The 18,078-nt window shown below is 41.0% G+C and carries 18 protein-coding genes; 17 read left to right on the top strand and 1 reads right to left on the bottom strand.

The window, feature by feature from the left end:
* The first annotated feature begins 38 nt into the window (after positions 1–38).
* The 17 genes from NST24_RS11940 to NST24_RS11860 all read left to right on the top strand — a co-directional run bounded on the left by NST24_RS11940 (position 39) and on the right by NST24_RS11860 (position 16,950).
* Positions 39–2,129, top strand: a complete 2,091-nt coding sequence (locus NST24_RS11940; RefSeq protein ID WP_173408463.1) for an HD family phosphohydrolase — start codon at positions 39–41, stop codon at positions 2,127–2,129.
* Positions 2,130–2,609 (top strand): rRNA maturation RNase YbeY, encoded by a 480-nt coding sequence (gene ybeY / locus NST24_RS11935; RefSeq protein ID WP_007501310.1) that lies wholly within the window; start codon positions 2,130–2,132, stop codon positions 2,607–2,609.
* Positions 2,587–2,973 (top strand): diacylglycerol kinase family protein, encoded by a 387-nt coding sequence (locus NST24_RS11930; protein WP_024718818.1) that lies wholly within the window; start codon positions 2,587–2,589, stop codon positions 2,971–2,973. The genes ybeY and NST24_RS11930 overlap by 23 nt, the downstream gene beginning before the upstream one ends.
* A 112-nt stretch (positions 2,974–3,085) precedes the next feature.
* Positions 3,086–3,484 (top strand): cytidine deaminase, encoded by a 399-nt coding sequence (locus NST24_RS11925; RefSeq protein WP_008342410.1) that lies wholly within the window; start codon positions 3,086–3,088, stop codon positions 3,482–3,484.
* Positions 3,477–4,382, top strand: coding sequence for a GTPase Era (era, locus tag NST24_RS11920; RefSeq protein WP_007501305.1), 906 nt, complete (start codon positions 3,477–3,479; stop codon positions 4,380–4,382). Before NST24_RS11925 ends, era begins: the two co-directional genes overlap by 8 nt.
* Before the next feature lie 147 nt (positions 4,383–4,529).
* The gene (locus NST24_RS11915) at positions 4,530–4,673 is read left to right on the top strand and encodes a YqzL family protein (protein ID WP_008342408.1); all 144 of its coding nucleotides are present in this window, start codon (positions 4,530–4,532) and stop codon (positions 4,671–4,673) included.
* A gap of 35 nt (positions 4,674–4,708) precedes the next feature.
* Positions 4,709–5,479: a DNA repair protein RecO gene (gene recO, locus NST24_RS11910; RefSeq protein WP_342461807.1), complete on the top strand. Its 771-nt coding sequence runs from the start codon at positions 4,709–4,711 to the stop codon at positions 5,477–5,479.
* A gap of 329 nt (positions 5,480–5,808) precedes the next feature.
* Positions 5,809–6,696: a glycine--tRNA ligase subunit alpha gene (gene glyQ / locus NST24_RS11905; protein WP_003217487.1), complete on the top strand. Its 888-nt coding sequence runs from the start codon at positions 5,809–5,811 to the stop codon at positions 6,694–6,696.
* Positions 6,689–8,734: a glycine--tRNA ligase subunit beta gene (gene glyS / locus NST24_RS11900; RefSeq protein ID WP_327871861.1), complete on the top strand. Its 2,046-nt coding sequence runs from the start codon at positions 6,689–6,691 to the stop codon at positions 8,732–8,734. The genes glyQ and glyS overlap by 8 nt, the downstream gene beginning before the upstream one ends.
* A gap of 166 nt (positions 8,735–8,900) precedes the next feature.
* On the top strand, positions 8,901–9,539 hold the full coding sequence (locus NST24_RS11895; protein ID WP_024423017.1) for a helix-turn-helix transcriptional regulator: 639 nt from the start codon (positions 8,901–8,903) through the stop codon (positions 9,537–9,539).
* Between the two features lie 25 nt (positions 9,540–9,564).
* Positions 9,565–10,386, top strand: a complete 822-nt coding sequence (locus tag NST24_RS11890) for a pyruvate, water dikinase regulatory protein (RefSeq protein WP_342461806.1) — start codon at positions 9,565–9,567, stop codon at positions 10,384–10,386.
* Positions 10,387–10,647: 261 nt separating this feature from the next.
* Positions 10,648–11,148, top strand: coding sequence for a YaiI/YqxD family protein (locus tag NST24_RS11885; protein WP_008342395.1), 501 nt, complete (start codon positions 10,648–10,650; stop codon positions 11,146–11,148).
* A gap of 33 nt (positions 11,149–11,181) precedes the next feature.
* Entirely contained in the window at positions 11,182–13,011 is a 1,830-nt protein-coding gene (gene dnaG, locus NST24_RS11880; RefSeq protein ID WP_008342393.1) for a DNA primase, read from the top strand.
* 204 nt (positions 13,012–13,215) lie between these two features.
* Positions 13,216–14,337 carry an RNA polymerase sigma factor RpoD gene (gene rpoD / locus NST24_RS11875; RefSeq protein WP_008342392.1) on the top strand — a complete coding sequence of 374 codons (1,122 nt, stop codon included), beginning with the start codon at positions 13,216–13,218 and terminating at the stop codon, positions 14,335–14,337.
* A gap of 302 nt (positions 14,338–14,639) precedes the next feature.
* Positions 14,640–14,999 (top strand): cytochrome c550, encoded by a 360-nt coding sequence (cccA, locus tag NST24_RS11870; protein ID WP_008342390.1) that lies wholly within the window; start codon positions 14,640–14,642, stop codon positions 14,997–14,999.
* 120 nt (positions 15,000–15,119) lie between these two features.
* On the top strand, positions 15,120–15,836 hold the full coding sequence (locus NST24_RS11865) for a tRNA (adenine(22)-N(1))-methyltransferase TrmK (protein ID WP_342461805.1): 717 nt from the start codon (positions 15,120–15,122) through the stop codon (positions 15,834–15,836).
* Positions 15,829–16,950: a Nif3-like dinuclear metal center hexameric protein gene (locus tag NST24_RS11860; RefSeq protein ID WP_048001530.1), complete on the top strand. Its 1,122-nt coding sequence runs from the start codon at positions 15,829–15,831 to the stop codon at positions 16,948–16,950. Before NST24_RS11865 ends, NST24_RS11860 begins: the two co-directional genes overlap by 8 nt.
* A 36-nt stretch (positions 16,951–16,986) precedes the next feature.
* Here NST24_RS11860 and NST24_RS11855 read toward each other — a convergent pair whose 3' ends face one another.
* A complete protein-coding gene (locus NST24_RS11855; protein ID WP_007501283.1) occupies positions 16,987–17,931 on the bottom strand; it encodes a 4-hydroxy-3-methylbut-2-enyl diphosphate reductase in 945 nt (314 codons plus the stop codon).
* Between the last annotated feature and the right edge of the window lie 147 nt (positions 17,932–18,078).

Raw genomic sequence — 18,078 nt, 5'->3', positions numbered from 1 at the left:
AGCGAAAAAGACTGCTGTCTAAAAAAGAACCTCAAAAAATGGAGCGCTCACGCTATTTAAACGTACTGCTATACGCTGGTTTAGCAGCCATTCTGTTTGTGGTGCTCTTCTTCCATGTAAAGCCTGAATCGCTCGACCTAGATTTGTTTTCAGTGAGCGAGCAGACCATCTATTCTCCGTCTACCGTTGATGATCAAGAAGCAACAGAAGAAAAGAAACAAGAAGCAACGGATCAAGTAGAAGACCAATATACACTCAAAAAAGCGTATTCTGATAATCGTGTTGACCTCATTTCATCCCTCTTTGAAGCCATTAAAGAAGAGAAGAAAGCAGCAGCTGATGATAAAGAGAACCCGCCAACAGATCAAGAGATGGTGAAGCGTGTAAAAGAAAAACTCACAACGGATATGCAGGAAGCTGTTTCGGATCAATCGATTAAAGCACTGCTCCAAGCAAGTGACGAAAACCTTTCTTTTACAAAGGATTCCATCATCACAGTGGTCAATTCTCTCATGGGTAAAGAAATCACAGCTTCTAAGCTGCAAGATGAAAAGAAACAAGTGAAAGCAGAGCTTGAAAACAATTCGATTCCGTCAAAATATTTAAATGCAGCGAAAGAAATTGGTGAATTTGCGATTATTCCAAACTATGTATTTGACCCGGTCGCAACAGAGAAGAAAAGACAAGAAGCAGCTGATAATATCCAGCCAGTTCAAATCAAGCAAGGGCAAATTTTAGTAGAAGAAGGCGAGCTCATTGACCGTGAAGTGTATCGTAAATTAGAACTGACGGGTCTTTTAAACAGTTCCAATTTGTTTAAGCCTGTAAGCGGTCTTATCATCTTAATCGGTCTCTTCTTAGCGGCGATTGTCCACTCACTGGAATCGAGGAAAAAGTCGCTCGTCCATAAGAATAAATCGTTACTGCTGTACTCGCTCATTTTCACCATTATTTTAATCATCATGGAAGTATTCAGTCTCTTTCAGGAAACGAAGTATACGACCATAGGCTATGTCGTGCCTGTTGCACTTGGTACGATGCTGATTAAGCTGCTGATCAATGAGCGGCTGGCAATCTTCTCCGGCCTTGTATTTGCCCTTTGCGGCAGTATGATGTTTAATCAAGGAGTAACAGGTGTCTTTAACTATGTCATCTGTGCTTATTATCTAATAAGCGGGATGGCAGGAATTTTATTTTTGAGAAAACACAATGCAAGATCGAAAATTTTGCAGGCGGGGCTTTGGGTAGCTTTGGTGAATGTACTTGTCGTGCTGTCCATTACGCTGATTCAAAATTCTTCTCCATCAGGGCTTGAAATAGGTGTGAACCTCATCATGGCGATTGTGTCAGGGTTTGCATCGGCTATTTTGGTTATTGGGTTAATGCCAGTCTTTGAGAGCATGTTTGGCATTCTTTCGACCATGAAGCTTATTGAATTATCGAACCCGAATCATCCGCTGCTGAAAAAGATCTTAACAGAGACGCCAGGTACATATCATCATAGTGTCATGGTGGCGAATTTAGCGGATGCTGCATGTGAAGCAGTCGGTGCAAATGGATTGTTAGCAAGGGTTGGAGCTTATTATCATGACATTGGAAAAACGAAAAGACCACAATACTTTATTGAAAACCAAATGAACATTGATAATCCGCACGACAAGCTTTCTCCTCAGCTGAGCAAGAATATTATTATTGCCCATACGACAGATGGTGCTGAAATGCTGAGAGAAAAGAAGTTTCCAGAGGAACTTGTGGACATTGCAGAACAGCATCACGGAAAGTCCTTGCTGAAGTTCTTTTACTATAAGGCAAAAGAACGGGATGATCAGGTGACAGAAGAAGAATTTCGTTATCCTGGTCCAAAACCGCAATCGAAAGAAGCGGCCATTATTTCTGTAGCTGACAGCGTGGAGGCGGCGGTTCGTTCGATGCATAATCCAAACCCTGAGCGGATTGAAAAGCTTGTGAAGGGCATCATTTCAGATAAGATGCAGGATGGACAATTTAGTGAATGTGATCTGACATTTAAAGAATTAAATATTATTAGCCAAACAATTTGTACAACATTAAAGGGGATTTTCCATTCTCGGATTGAATATCCAGATGCCCCAAAGCAGAAGGTGAAGTAAATGACATTGTTAATCGATTTAATAGATGAAACAGGACAAGTATCGAAAGAGCAGCTTGAAGAAGTGGAAAAACTTCTTCAATTTGCTGCGGATGCTCTTGAAGTAAAAGATCAAGCAGAAGTATCAGTATCGATCGTTTCAAATGAAGAAATTCATCAAATTAATAAAGAATACCGAGGAAAAGATGCACCAACAGATGTGATTTCATTTGCACTTGAGGAAGAAGGCGAAGGGGAAATTGAAATCATTGGAGCTGATGACATTCCGCCTGTACTTGGTGACATTATCATTAGTGTTGATCGTACGAAAGAGCAAGCAGAGGAATATGGACATTCCTTCATGAGAGAGCTAGGATTTTTAACGATTCATGGTTTTCTTCATTTGCTTGGTTATGATCATATGACAGAAGAAGATGAAAAAGAAATGTTCGCCAAACAGACAAAAATCTTGGATGATTATGGCCTTTCGAGATCATCGTAAGAAGCGAACGCCGCTTGTCCGTTTTTTTCGGAGTTTTTATTATGCATTTAGAGGAATATGGCGAACATTCTTGAATGAACGGAATTTTCGGTTTCACACAGTCGCAGCCATCATCGTGGTGATTTGCGGCTTTTGGTTTCACATTCATCCGGTTGAATGGATGATCATTCTGCTTTTATGCGGCGGGATGTTTGCGTTAGAACTTGTGAATACAGCGATTGAACATACAGTAGATCTTTTCACAGAAGAGAAGCATCCTCTTGCTGAGAGAGCGAAGGACGCGGCAGCAGGCGCTGTTTGCGTTTACGCCGCCATTTCGGTTATGATTGGGTTGATGATCTTCTTACCGAAGATCATGCAATAGAACAATATTACTATTTATTAACATTTTTAGAAATGGGCGTGAAAATGTCACGTGAATTATGTAAAATATAAATGTGACAGTGGTACCATTTCTTCTGAAAGTGGGAACTAGAATGAACAAACAAGAGTTGATTTCAGAAGCAGTCAAAGCAAGAGATTTTGCATATGTACCCTATTCTAAATTCAAAGTCGGTGCAGCATTATTATCGCATGACGGAAAAGTGTATGGCGGCTGCAATATTGAAAATGCAGCATATGGTATGTGTAATTGTGCGGAAAGAACAGCACTTTTTAAAGCTTACTCAGAGGGCATCACATCTTTTCAAATGCTTGCAGTAGTGGCTGATACAGATCGACCTGTTTCACCATGTGGCGCATGCAGACAGGTCATTTCAGAGCTATGTGCACCTGATATGCCAGTGATTCTAACGAACTTAAAAGGACATATATACGAAACGACAGTAAACGAACTATTGCCAGGCGCATTTTCACCGGAGGATTTAAATGACTAACGAAAGCTTCAAATCAGGATTTGTATCAATTATTGGAAGACCAAATGTAGGGAAATCGACCTTTCTTAATCGTGTGATTGGGCAAAAGATTGCGATTATGAGTGATAAGCCCCAAACGACTCGAAACAAAGTGCAAGGTGTTCTGACAACAAACACGTCACAAACGATTTTTATCGATACACCAGGAATTCATAAACCGAAGCACAAACTTGGCGATTTTATGATGAGGGTGGCTCAAAATACACTCAAGGAAGTCGACCTGATCTTGTTTATGATCAACGCACAGGAAGGCTATGGAAAAGGTGATGAATTCATCATTGAACGACTAAAGCAAACATCGACACCGGTGTTCCTTGTCGTCAATAAAATTGACCAAATTCATCCGGATGAATTGTTCCTTTTAATTGATGAATACCGCACACGTTACCCATTTAAGGAAATTGTGCCAATTTCAGCACTTGAAGGCAACAACATTGATACGCTTCTTCAGCAAATTGAAGGTTATCTTCCAGAAGGCCCTCAATTTTATCCGGCAGATCAAGTAACAGATCACCCAGAGCGATTTATTATTTCTGAATTAATTCGTGAAAAAGTGCTGCATTTAACGAGAGAAGAAATCCCTCACAGTATTGCGGTTGCGATTGAATCGATCAAGCCAGATGAAAACGGCAAGATTCATGTTGCAGCGACCATCGTCGTAGAACGTGATTCACAAAAAGGGATTGTGATTGGTAAGCGCGGCAGCTTATTAAAAGAAGTGGGACAAAAAGCGCGCAGAGACATTGAAGCACTTTTAGGCTCAAAGGTGTATTTAGAGCTTTGGGTAAAAGTGCAGAAGGACTGGCGTAATAAATCCACACATCTTCGTGATTTCGGATTTAGAGAAGACGAATATTAAAAACCGATACAGTTGTTAGTAGATCTGACAATGGTGCGGTTCGATTAGTAAAAATTGTTTATCATGAAATGGAGGTAGCCTGGTCAAGATAAAATTAATATGTTGGATGTAGCGTTGCTGCTTCTAATAAAGAAAGGTGGGGTTTTTATGTTGAATTTTACATGGAACGTATTTTCACAAACAGGAAGCGTTGACACGTATCTGCTTTTCAAAGAGTTAGAAAAGGAGAACCTGGAAAGACCCGATGTACTTGAAGAAGAAATAGCACGACTTGATTTTCCAATCTTATAATTCTTGACCCCCTCCAATGCTCGGAGTGTAGACAAATGCTCATTAAAAGTGAAGGAATCGTCCTTAGAACAACAGATTATGGCGAAACAAACAAAATTGTCACGCTGCTCACTAGAGAACATGGGAAAATTGGTGTGATGGCAAGGGGCGCTAAGAAATCGAACAGCCGCCTGTCAGCCATAAGCCAGCCGTTTTTATACGGAACCTTCCTGATCCAATCATCAACAGGACTTGGAACGCTCCAGCAAGGTGAAATGATGGAAAGCATGCGAACCATTCGGGAAGATTTATTTCTGACCGCATATGCCGCATATATGACAGAATTACTTGATAAAGGAACAGAAGAAAAGAAGCCAAACCCTTACTTGTTTGAACTTCTTCTTCAATCTTTACGCCATCTCAATGAAGGCACAGATGCTGATATTATTTTATTTATCGTAGAGGTTAAAATGCTGTCAGTGATGGGGTTGAAGCCTGAACTGGACCAATGTGTACACTGCGGTCAAAAAGAAGGGCAGTTCCACTTCTCAATTAGAGATAACGGATTCATCTGTAAGCAATGCTTTTCTAAAGATCCATATAAACTGCCCTTATCCCCAGCAGCAGCAAGACTGCTCCGTTTGTTTCATTATTTTGATTTATCAAGGCTTGGTCAGGTTGACGTGAAACCACAAACGAAACAAGAAATTCGTCAAGTGCTCGATCATTATTATGAAGAGTATTCAGGTCTTTATTTAAAATCAAAAAAATTCATGAATCAAATGGAATCCATGAAAAAGCTAATAGACGGTGAAAACAAAAGTTGACATCTCTCGTGACTTTTTGTAAGATCATCTAAGATCAAATATGTTGCATTGACAGAAAGAAGTACTTACGTATCAGCCATAAAAGCGACCTTAGGGCGGTGTGAGCTAAGGATGGACACGTAACGAAAGGCATTCTTGAGCAACGTAAAACAAAGCGGCTGGGTGCTACGACACCAGCAAATAGGGTGGAACCGCGGGAAAAACTCTCGTCCCTATGTTTGCAAGGAACCTTGTGGGCATAGAGACGGGAGTTTTTGTGTTTTGCAAAAAGGTTCTAGGCCCCACCGCCATACATAGCGGATGGTGTAAAAAAGATGGAGGTGCGATCATTGAATATTCAAGACATGATTTTGACACTGCAAAAGCATTGGTCAAATGAAGGCTGCGTATTAATGCAGGCATATGACACAGAAAAAGGTGCTGGAACGATGAGTCCATACACGTTCCTCAGAAGCATTGGGCCAGAGCCATGGAAGGTAGCCTATGTAGAACCTTCAAGACGCCCGGCTGACGGTAGATATGGAGAAAACCCAAACAGATTGTATCAACATCATCAATTTCAAGTGATCATTAAGCCATCACCTGACAATATTCAAGAACTGTATCTAGAATCATTGAAGGCGCTTGGCATTGACCCGCTGAAACATGATATTCGTTTTGTGGAAGACAACTGGGAGAACCCATCTCTTGGCTGCGCAGGACTTGGCTGGGAAGTTTGGCTTGATGGAATGGAAATTACGCAATTTACGTATTTCCAGCAAGTCGGCGGTTTAGAATGTAAGCCAGTTTCTGTTGAAATCACATACGGAATTGAGCGTCTTGCTTCTTACATCCAGGACAAAGAAAATGTATTTGATCTTGAATGGACAGATGGCTTTACTGTAAGAGATTTATTCTTAATGGCAGAATACGAGCATTCTGTGTATACGTTTGAAACATCTAATACGGATATGCTGTTCGATTTATTTACAACATATGAAAAAGAAGCACATAGCCAAATGGACAAAGGGCTTGTTCACCCGGCATATGATTATGTACTCAAATGTTCTCACACATTTAACCTGCTTGATGCCAAAGGCGCTATTTCTGTGACTGAGCGAACAGGTTATATCGGAAGAGTACGTCAGTTAGCGAGAAAAGTAGCCAAAACGTATTACGAAGAACGAGAAAAACTAGGATTCCCTATGCTAAAAGAGGAGGCGGCTTCTCATGAATAAACAAGATGTATTACTTGAAATCGGCTTAGAAGAGATGCCGGCTCGTTTCATGCCAGAAAGCACAAAGCAGCTAGGTGACAAAGTAAAAGCTTGGTTCGTAGCGCAAAATATTTCATTCGAAGACGTTGCTTTATTTAATTCACCAAGACGTCTAGCTGTACTCGTCAAAGGTGTTGCAGAAAAACAAGAGGACATCAAAGAAGAAGCAAAAGGACCGGCTAAAAAGATTGCTCAAGATGCTGAAGGCAATTGGACAAAAGCTGCCGAAGGTTTTGCCCGCGGACAAGGCGCTTCAACAGATGATCTGTATTTCAAAGACATCAAAGGTGTGGATTATGTCCATGTCCAAAAGTTTCAAGAAGGTAAGCAAGTCAAAGACCTTCTTCCAGCAATAGGGGACATTGCCGCTTCATTGAGTTTTCCAAAGAACATGAGATGGGGAAGCGAGGATTTACGCTATATCCGTCCAATTAAATGGATTGTTTGCTTATTTGGTCAAGAGATCATTCCTGTCGAAATTGCAGGAGTGAAAAGCGGACGGGAGACTAGAGGACATCGTTTCCTAGGGACGACAGCCAGCATTGACACACCAGCTTCTTATGAGCAAACATTAAGAGATCAATTTGTCATTGTAGATTCAGATAAAAGAAAACAATTAATTACTGAGCAATTACATGCCCTTTCTTCCGAAAAAGGCTGGGTCATTCCAGTTGATCCTGAGCTTCTAGAAGAAGTGAACGATCTCGTTGAATATCCAACCGTTCTATTTGGTTCTTTTGAAGAAGAATTTCTTGCGTTGCCAGAAGAAGTGCTTGTCACGACAATGAAAGAGCATCAGCGTTATTTCCCTGTGAAAAATGAACAAGGGGAATTACTGCCGCACTTTATTACGGTCAGAAACGGGAACAGTGAGGCACTTGAAAATGTGGCAAGAGGGAACGAAAAGGTCCTTCGTGCACGTTTATCAGATGCGGCATTTTTCTATAAAGAAGACGAAAAACTCGTCATTGAAGACAACATTCAAAAGCTTGATAAAGTCGTATTCCATGAGAAACTTGGCACGATTGGCGACAAGCTGAAAAGAGTAACAGACATTGCTGTCCGCCTTGCTAGTCATGTGGGTGCAGATGAAGAAACGTCTAAACGCGCTGCAAGAGCAGCCAGTATTTCTAAATTTGACCTTGTGACTCAGATGGTCTATGAATTCCCAGAACTGCAAGGAATCATGGGTGAAAAATATGCTAGAGCACTTGGCGAACATGAAGAAGTGGCAAAGAGTATCAACGAGCACTATATGCCGCGTTTTGCCGGTGACGATGCGCCGTCAACACTTATTGGGGCGATTGTTGCAGTGGCGGATAAGCTAGATTCTATTTGTTCATTCTTCTCAATTGATGTCATTCCAACAGGCTCTCAAGATCCTTATGGATTAAGAAGACAAGCGAGCGGTATCGTTCAAATCCTGCTCGACCGCCAATGGAATCTTTCATTTAAAGAGCTTTTAGCACTAGCTCAAGTAGATGAAAAACATGAAGCGGCTCTCATTGAATTTTTAACACACCGTTTGAAATATGTCCTTCAAGCAGAACATATCCGTCATGACGTGGTGGAAGCAGTCCTTGATGTTGAAAATATTGAACCATATGCGGTTGTGAAAAAAGCGGCTGTTCTTGAAGAGAGCGTGAAACAGGAGAGTTTCAAAGAAACGGCTGAGGCACTAGGCCGCGTCATTTCAATCAGTAAAAAAGGGGAAGACGCACAGATTCAGCCTGAACTGTTTGAAAATGAACACGAACAAAAGCTATTTGAAGCGTATCAGCAAGCGGAAAAAGCCGTCAACGAGTATATGGCAAAAGGTCAGTACCAATCAGCACTTGAAGCGCTAGATACATTAAAAGCACCAATTGTTCATTATTTCGACCATACCATGGTTCATGCGGATGATGAAAAACTGAAACAAAATCGTTTGGCACAAATGGTCAAACTTGCAAAAGTCATTCAATCATTTGCGAATATGAACAATTTAATTGTAAAATAAATACCTAAGAACGGTTGCCTTTTTCGAAGGGCAATCGTTTTTTACTCATTTAATTCACGGTTTTTGAGTGGATTTTTGTTTCATTCGGACGAAGATGCGCTATAATATGATGAGTTATGAAATTGATATACATAAAGTAAGGATTCGCTCTCTCTATTTAAAGGTGGTGAGTACAATCGAGTTAAATAAACGGCAAGAGCAGATTTTACAGATTGTCAAAGAGAATGGTCCGATCACTGGAGAGCATATCGCCGATCGGCTGAACTTAACAAGGGCTACCCTCAGACCGGATTTAGCCATTTTAACGATGTCTGGCTTTTTAGAAGCAAGACCAAGGGTCGGCTACTTTTTTACAGGCAAAACAGGCACGCAGCTTCTGGCAGATAAGCTGAAAAAACTTCAAGTGAAAGATTTTCAATCCATTCCGGTCGTGATACACGAGAATGTTTCGGTTTATGATGCGATTTGTACGATGTTTTTAGAGGATGTGGGCACATTATTCGTTGTGGACGATCACTCTATTTTAACAGGCGTGTTATCAAGAAAAGACCTCCTTCGAGCAAGTATTGGGAAACAAGAGCTTCCATCTATACCTGTCCATATTATTATGACAAGAATGCCGAACATTACCGTTTGCCGCAAAGAAGATTTTATTATGGATGTGGCCAAGCACTTGATTGAAAAGCAAATAGATGCACTTCCTGTTATAAAAGATACGGATAAAGGCTTTGAAGTGGTCGGCAGAATTACGAAAACAAACATGACGAAAATACTTGTTAGCTTATCAGAGAACGAAATTATCTAATTACAGAAGACTGCGAGGGGATGTTATGAGTAATCGCGTAATTTTTGTTGTATCAGATTCAGTAGGAGAAACGGCAGAGCTCGTGGTCAAAGCGGCACTTAGCCAATTTGATGGCGGCTCATCCGACCATTCAAATATTAGAAGAATCCCATATGTAGAGGATGTCGGTACGATTAAAGAAGTGATTTCATTGGCGAAAGCAGATAATGGGATCGTTTGCTTTACTCTTGTTGTGCCAGAAATGCGCCAATTCTTAATAGAAGAAGCAGAAGCGAATGGCGTCGTGTACTATGACATTATCGGTCCACTTATTGATAAAATGGAGACGGCATATGGAAATGAAGCGAAACATGAGCCAGGTCGTGTACGTCAATTAGATGAGGACTATTTTAAAAAGGTAGAAGCCATTGAGTTCGCTGTGAAATATGATGATGGCCGGGACCCAAGAGGTATTCTAAAGGCTGATATTGTGCTGATTGGTGTATCGCGTACGTCTAAGACACCACTTTCTCAATACTTAGCACATAAACGCTTGAAGGTAGCAAACGTTCCGATTGTTCCTGAAGTTGATCCGCCAGAGGAGTTATTCTCAGTTGATCCAAAAAAATGCATCGGCCTGAAAATTAGTCCAGATAAACTAAATCATATCCGTAAAGAACGTTTAAAATCACTCGGTTTAAATGACCGTGCCATTTATGCGAATATCGAGCGGATTAAAGAGGAACTAGAATATTTTGAAAAAGTGGTTGACCGCATTAACTGTCAAGTTGTTGATGTATCGAATAAAGCAGTTGAGGAGACAGCAAATGTCATTCATCAAATGCTGACCAGAAGAGGTTCCGAATAAACTCAGGATGCTCCTCCTGGGTTTTTCCTATGGTGGGAAACGGGTAAACAAAAACAATGGCATATTTGCTGCATTTGTATTATAATAAAAAATTGTGATAAAATGATTGATTTTAGGTTTAAGTTAAGTCAAGAACGAATAAACTAATATTGGCAGAAGTCAAGTGATTCTGAACATAACTTTTCGACAAAATGAGTTTTACTGTTGATTGCTTTATGGGGGAAAAGTATGGTCTTTTTGCTTCTCTAAAGCAGGAATAAGGTGGAGGGATGGAGAATTAGTCACCTGAATGAACGTAAAAAAGAAAGGACGATTTATGTCGATGCAGATGCTTGTCCTGTAAAAGACGAAATCCTTTCTGTTGCATCTCAATTTCAAGTACCTGTGACTTTCATTGCTTCATATGAGCATTTTCAAACCAAACGATCACCACTTGAAGATTGGCGGTTTGTTGATACACATAAGGAAGCAGCAGATTTAGTCATTGCGAACTTAGCTGTCAAGCACGATATTGTTGTCACCCAGGATATTGGTCTGGCCTCCTTACTGCTTCCAAGACAAGTCATTGTTCTGTCTGAAAGAGGACGAATGTACACAAACGAAACAATTGATTTTGATTTGGAACGCAGGCATGTTTCCAGTAAACAGCGAAGAAAAGGTGTATACGGAAAAGGTCCCAAAAAGCTTTTAGAAGAGGATAAAAAGCGATTTATTGCCCAACTACAAAAAATCCTGTCGAATCATGAAGGATTTTTGAATTAAAAGGCGAATAATGTACGACGGAGTGTTATTAGGATGAGCAAACGTATACCAGATGAACTTTTGGAGCAAATCCAAAAAAACGCAGACATTGTCGAAGTGATTGGAGAATACGTACAGCTTAGAAAACAAGGTCGGAATTACTTCGGTCTTTGTCCATTCCATGGTGAAAATACTCCTTCATTCTCTGTTTCAGCAGATAAGCAAATCTTCCATTGTTTTGGCTGTGGTGCAGGAGGCAATGTATTTTCGTTCCTCAGACAAATGGAAGGCTACTCATTTATTGAAGCCGTTTCACATGTTGCTGATAAGTACCATATTGATTTGCCGGATCATGTAGCGAATGCGCAGATCAGTTCCTCACAGCAAGAGGATACAGCAGATCATAAAATGATTGAGGCGCATGAGCTTCTTAAGAAATTTTACCACCATTTGCTGGTAAATACAAAGGAAGGTCAAAACGCACTCGATTATTTAAGGTCCAGGGGCTTTACGGATGAAACAATTGCCAAGTTTGAGATCGGGTATGCTCTCGACTCGTGGGATTTCGTGACCAAGTTTTTAGAAAAACGAGGGTTTGATCCTGCGATGATGGAGAAGGCTGGTCTTTTGATTCAACGAGAAAACGGCACAGGTTTTTTTGACCGCTTTAGAGATCGTGTCATGTTTCCAATTCATGATCATCACGGGACGGTCGTCGCTTTTTCTGGAAGATCACTTGGTGATCAGCAGCCAAAGTATATGAATAGTCCTGAAACGCCACTTTTTCATAAAAGTAAGCTGCTTTATCACTTTCATGACGCGCGTATGCATATTAGAAAACGCGAACGTGCAGTCCTTTTCGAAGGATTTGCTGACGTCATCTCGGCTGTCACAAGTGGTGTTGGCGAAAGTGTTGCAACAATGGGTACGTCTTTAACAGAAGAGCACGTAAAGCTTCTTAGGCGGAACGTTGAAGAGATCATTTTATGTTATGACTCTGACACGGCCGGGTATGAAGCGACCATGAAAGCATCAGATTTGCTTGGAAAAAGAGGATGTAAAGTTCGCGTTGCCATGATACCAGATGGACTTGATCCAGATGATTACATTCGTAAATATGGCGGCGAGAAATTTAGGAATGACATCATAGATGCAAGTGTGACATTAATGACATTTAAGATGAATTTTTTCCGAAGAGGAAAGAATTTGTCTGACGAAGGAGACCGCCTGACTTACATGAAGCAGGTTCTCCGAGAAATTAGCCGATTAAACGGTTCCTTGGAACAAGAGATTTACATGAAGCAGCTGGCTGGGGAGTTCTCCATTTCACTTGACTCATTAAAGGAGCAATTGGAGCTTTTTGAAAAGCAGCAGAGACAAGAGGCCAAAAGCTCGCAAGAAGAAAATGGACTTGAAAAGCGGCGTGCACATCTGTCAACACAGGTAAGACGAAAACGTCTAAGGCCGGCATATGAAAACGCAGAGCGAATGCTCCTTGCACATATGTTGAAAAATGATGACGTGATCCGAAAAGTGCTTGATAGGATAGGGTTTGAATTTAATATAGATTCGCACAGAGCGCTGGCAACATACATTTATGCATTGTATGAAGAAGGCAAGGAGCCGACCCCGCAGCATCTGATGAACCGTATAGAAGATGATGTGATCAATCAGCTCCTGACGGATATATTCATGATTCAAGTTGGAGACGAACTAAGTGAAGCTGAATTAAGTGATTATGTAAAAAAAGTGTTGAATCATCGGAATTTGTCAATGATAAAGGAAAAAGAACTAGAACGTGCAGAGGCGGAGAGGCAAAAAGATTTCTTCAAAGCGGCAACACTTGCAAAAGAAATTATTCAGTTGAACCGTTCGCTGAAGTAATACGTCTACTATTTATGACAAGACTTACGGCTGGCAATGAATCCTTTAATGGGAGGAGCATAAGACCGCAAGCATCTTGCCTTCATCATTATTTATTTTTATTCCTATTTGCTCATTCTGTTTGATAGAGAGAGAAAGGCAGAGCAGAAGCAAATCGCAAGTTACTTTAGAATTCGTTGCAAGCTTTGGAAGGAGGGATCCATAATGGCTGATAAACAAGCCCACGAAACTGAAACTGAATTAACCTTTGAACAGGTGAGAGATAAGCTCACTGAAACGGGTAAAAAACGGGGCGTTTTAACATACGAAGAAATTGCAGAGCGTATGTCTAGCTTTGAAATTGAATCAGACCAGATGGATGAATACTATGAATACTTAGGCGAACAGGGTGTAGAACTCATCAGTGAAAATGAAGAGACTGAAGACCCAAATGTTCAGCAGCTGGCTAAGGCAGAAGAGGAATTTGACCTGAATGATTTAAGCGTACCACCAGGTGTCAAAATTAATGATCCTGTTCGTATGTACTTAAAAGAGATCGGGCGCGTCAATTTGCTATCTGCTAAAGAAGAGATTACGTATGCTCAAAAGATTGAAGAAGGCGATGAGGAATCAAAAAGAAGATTAGCGGAAGCGAACCTTCGTCTCGTTGTCAGCATTGCGAAACGTTATGTTGGTCGTGGTATGCTGTTCCTTGACTTGATTCAAGAAGGAAACATGGGGCTCATGAAGGCGGTTGAGAAGTTTGATTACCGCAAAGGATACAAATTCTCAACATATGCGACTTGGTGGATTAGACAGGCGATCACACGTGCGATTGCCGATCAGGCGAGAACAATCCGGATCCCGGTTCATATGGTGGAAACCATTAATAAATTAATCCGTGTTCAAAGACAGCTTCTACAAGATCTAGGTAGAGAACCAACGCCAGAAGAAATTGCGGAAGACATGGATTTAACACCAGAGAAAGTAAGAGAAATTCTTAAAATTGCGCAAGAGCCAGTATCTTTAGAAACACCTATTGGTGAGGAAGATGACTCGCATCTTGGTGATTTTATCGAAGACCAAGAGGCGACTTCTCCATCAGACCATGCAGCCTATGAGCTCTTAAAAGAGCAGCTTGAAGATGTATTAGATACGCTAACGGACCGTGAAGAAAATGTGCTGAGACTGCGTTTCGGACTAGATGACGGAAGAACACGCACATTAGAAGAGGTAGGAAAGGTGTTTGGCGTAACAAGAGAGCGTATTCGCCAAATTGAAGCGAAAGCTCTTCGTAAATTAAGACACCCAAGCAGAAGTAAACGATTAAAAGACTTCTTAGAATAGAAACCGGACGGATCTTGAGAGAGATCCGTTCTTTCTTCATCAAAATGAAAACGCTTTTTTGATCTGATTATATTTTACTGAATAACAAATGAATTTGCAACGTTCTTAGAGAAAAGATGTATAAAAAATACATCTAAATGTGCTGAAGGCTTTCTTTTCTCATTTTGAATCATTTTTGTCTAATCTGTGAACTTGACCAAAGTTTTGTATCATAATTCGTTTACTTTTTGTAAAATTAAAGTAGAATTAGAATTGTTTGCATAGTCTCAAAGGGGTTTTTCACAAAGGGGAGGATGAAAGAAATGAAACGGAATCCACTTATACCATTCTTATTGATTGCCATTTTAGGTATTGGACTCACTTTTTTCTTATCAATGAAGGGGCTGAAAGATGAAGACAAAATTGCCTCTGGGGGCAAAGAGCAAAAGCAAGAAGAGACCGCAAATGCGACGCCGGAAGAATTGTATAAGCAGAACTGTATTAGCTGTCATGGGGAAAACTACGAAGGTGGCGCTGGTCCTGCATTAAAAGGTGTTGGCGACAAGCTTGAAGTGGCAGACATCAAGAAGAAAATTCAAGAAGGCGGAAATGGGATGCCGGGCGGGCTAATTCCGAATGAAAAGCTCGATGAAATGTCAGAATGGGTATCCAAAATTAAATAATAAAGCGCAAAAAGCTCTTTTTCATCAGAAGAGCTTTTTTCATTTGAAAACGACTTTTAAAAAGTCCATAATTTATATAAGATAGACAAGTATGAACATTAAAGAAAAGTAGTGATATGGATGAATGAAATGAATTTGTCAAAACGATTAAAAAGAGTCGCAGACTTTTTACCAAAAGAGGCGGTCTTTGCTGATATCGGCTCAGATCATGCCTATTTGCCATGTTATGCGATATTACATCATAAAGCATTTAAAGCCATTGCTGGTGAAATTACTGATGGACCGCTTCAATCTGCGAAGCAGCAAGTACATAGGCTTGAATTAGATGAGCAGATTTCAGTCAGAAAAGGCAATGGCCTTGAAGTGATTGAAAAAGGCGAGGTGAATGCTGTCACAATTGCAGGAATGGGCGGAGCACTCATTGCAAGCATTCTAAATGAAGGTAAACACAAGCTCACAGGGCAGGAGCGGCTTATTCTTCAGCCTAATATTCATGCCCACCATATTCGTTTATGGCTCTATCAAGAGGGGTATGAACTGATGGATGAAGTGATTTTAGAAGAAGATGGCAAAATATACGAAATCATCATTGCCGAAACTGGCGACAAAGATAAAGCCTATGAAGGCATGTCGATTGAAACAGGCATGCTCGTTGGTCCGTTTCTTGCCAAAGAGCAAAATGATGTCTTCCGGCGCAAATGGATGAATGAGCTTCAGCACATGGAGCATATAGAAGGCCAGATTCAACAAGCAGCGTCGACGGAAGAGAACAAAGAACGTCTGAAAGAGCTGAATGCGAAAATAAAAATTCTAAAGGAGGTTTTGACTGTTGGCTAAAACAGTGAACGGGCATGAAATCATCCAATTATTTGAGCAATTTTCACCAAAGGCATATGCGGTGGAAGGTGATAAAATCGGGCTCCAGATTGGAACGCTGAATAAAAAAGTGACCAATGTCATGATCACCTTAGATGTATTAGAAAATGTGGTAGATGAGGCAATTGAGCGGAAGGTGGATCTCATTATTGCCCACCATCCGCCAATTTTCCGTCCATTAAAACATGTGGCGACAGATCAGCCGGCAGGACGGATCATTGAGAAATGCATCAAACATGATATTGCGGTGTATGTAGCACATACAAACCTGGATGTGGCTGATGGAGGAGTCAATGACTTGCTTGCAGAGGCTTTAGAGCTCGGGGAAACAAAAGTGCTAGTTCCAACATACGAAGATCCAATTAAGCAGCTAGCCTTGTATGTTCCAGTGGAATTTGAAGAGGCCATCAGGACGGCTTTAGGAAATGCGGGAGCTGGCCATATTGGCAACTACAGTCATTGCGCTTTTTCAAATGAAGGGACAGGCAGTTTTCTGCCATCAGAAGAAGCTGTGCCATTTATTGGTGAGACGGGTAAATTGGAATTTGTGAAAGAAGTACGAATCGAAACCATTTTCCCAGCAAGTATTGAAAAACAAGTGATTCGTGAAATGATCAAAGCACACCCTTATGAAGAAGTGGCTTACAGTGTACACACGACAGATCTTCCTCCTATTCAAAAAGGCCTTGGCCGTATTGGAGAATTAAAAGAACCTATGACACTTAAAGACTTCACTCAATTTGTGAAAACGAAGTTAGATGTGAATGGAGCGCGTTTTGTAGGAGATCAGGAAGCGGTCGTGAAAAAAGTAGCTGTGCTTGGAGGAGACGGAAATAAATATATCCATCAAGCGAAAAGAATGGGGGCAGATGTGTACGTGACTGGCGACCTTTATTTCCATGTCGCTCACGATGCCATGATGCTCGGACTGAATGTAGTGGACCCGGGTCATTACGCAGAAAAGATCATGAAAGAAGGCGTGAAGACAAAACTAGAATCGCTATGTACAGATAAAAAATATGATGTGCAGTTCTTTGTATCAGAATCAAACACAAACCCGTTTCAATTTGTGTAAGCAAAAACGTCAGAGCATAGCAGCTCTGACGTTTTTTTATTTCTTTGTTTTCACGCGAGGTAATATCTTAGAAAGAGGAACCGTCCGTTCAATTTTCCATGTCGATTCATCATCAGGTTCGTAGTTTTCTAAGAAACGAATGACTTCTTTTGTAATAGGTGTTGGTGTGGAAGCACCTGCAGTAACGGCAACTGTTTTTACCCCTTGGAGCCATTCAAGCTTTAACTCACTGAGATCACCAATTCGGTAAGCCTGCGTTCCTGCAATCTCCATTGACACTTGCGCCAGACGATTTGAGTTATTGCTTTTTGGATCGCCGACCACAATGGTCAGATCGGCTTGGCCTGCTTGCTGTGACACAGCTTCCTGACGTACCTGTGTCGCAAGGCAGATTTCTTGATGGTACTCGACGTGAGGATATTTTTCTTTAATGAGCTCCATCAGATCATGAACATCCCACTGAGACATTGTCGTCTGATTGGTGATGAGCAGTTTATCTGACGTTAAATCGAGCGCTTTAATATCAGCTTCTGTTTCGACAAGGTGGACTTTGTCAGGTGCAACACCGACGGCTCCTTCTGGCTCAGGGTGACCCTTTTTCCCGATATAAATAATGTCATATCCATCAGCTGTTTTTTCTGAAATGAGTTCATGTGTTTTCGTGACATCTGGACAGGTCGCATCAATGGCGACAAGGCCTTTTTCTTCTGCAATTTGACGGACTTCAGGAGATACGCCGTGAGCGGTGAAAATCACTGTGCCACTTTCAACCTGTTTTAAAATATCCAGACGGTTTGGTCCGTCCAGTGTGTAAATTCCATCTTCTTCGAAGGCATCTGTGACATGTTTGTTGTGCACAATCATACCTAATATATAAATTGGGCGTGGCAAGTTTTTATCAAGTGCGGCATTTTTAGCAATGACCATTGCATCTACAACGCCATAGCAATAGCCACGCGGCGAAATTTTAATTACATTCATTTATTCGTCCTCCTGTAGGGAAGTGCTGCTAGAGAAGAACAATATAAAAAGCCGTGAAAAACGGCTTTTGATCATTCTCTTCCTTCATTATAGCCAAAGTAAGCGCATATATCAAAGATTGTTATACATGGGAAACACTTCGCCTTT

The organism is Bacillus sp. FSL R5-0286 (assembly GCF_038593245.1).
Classification (GTDB): domain Bacteria; phylum Bacillota; class Bacilli; order Bacillales; family Bacillaceae; genus Bacillus; species Bacillus altitudinis.
Note: the sequence above shows the minus strand (reverse complement) of the source record. Positions and strands in the feature narration are given on the sequence as shown.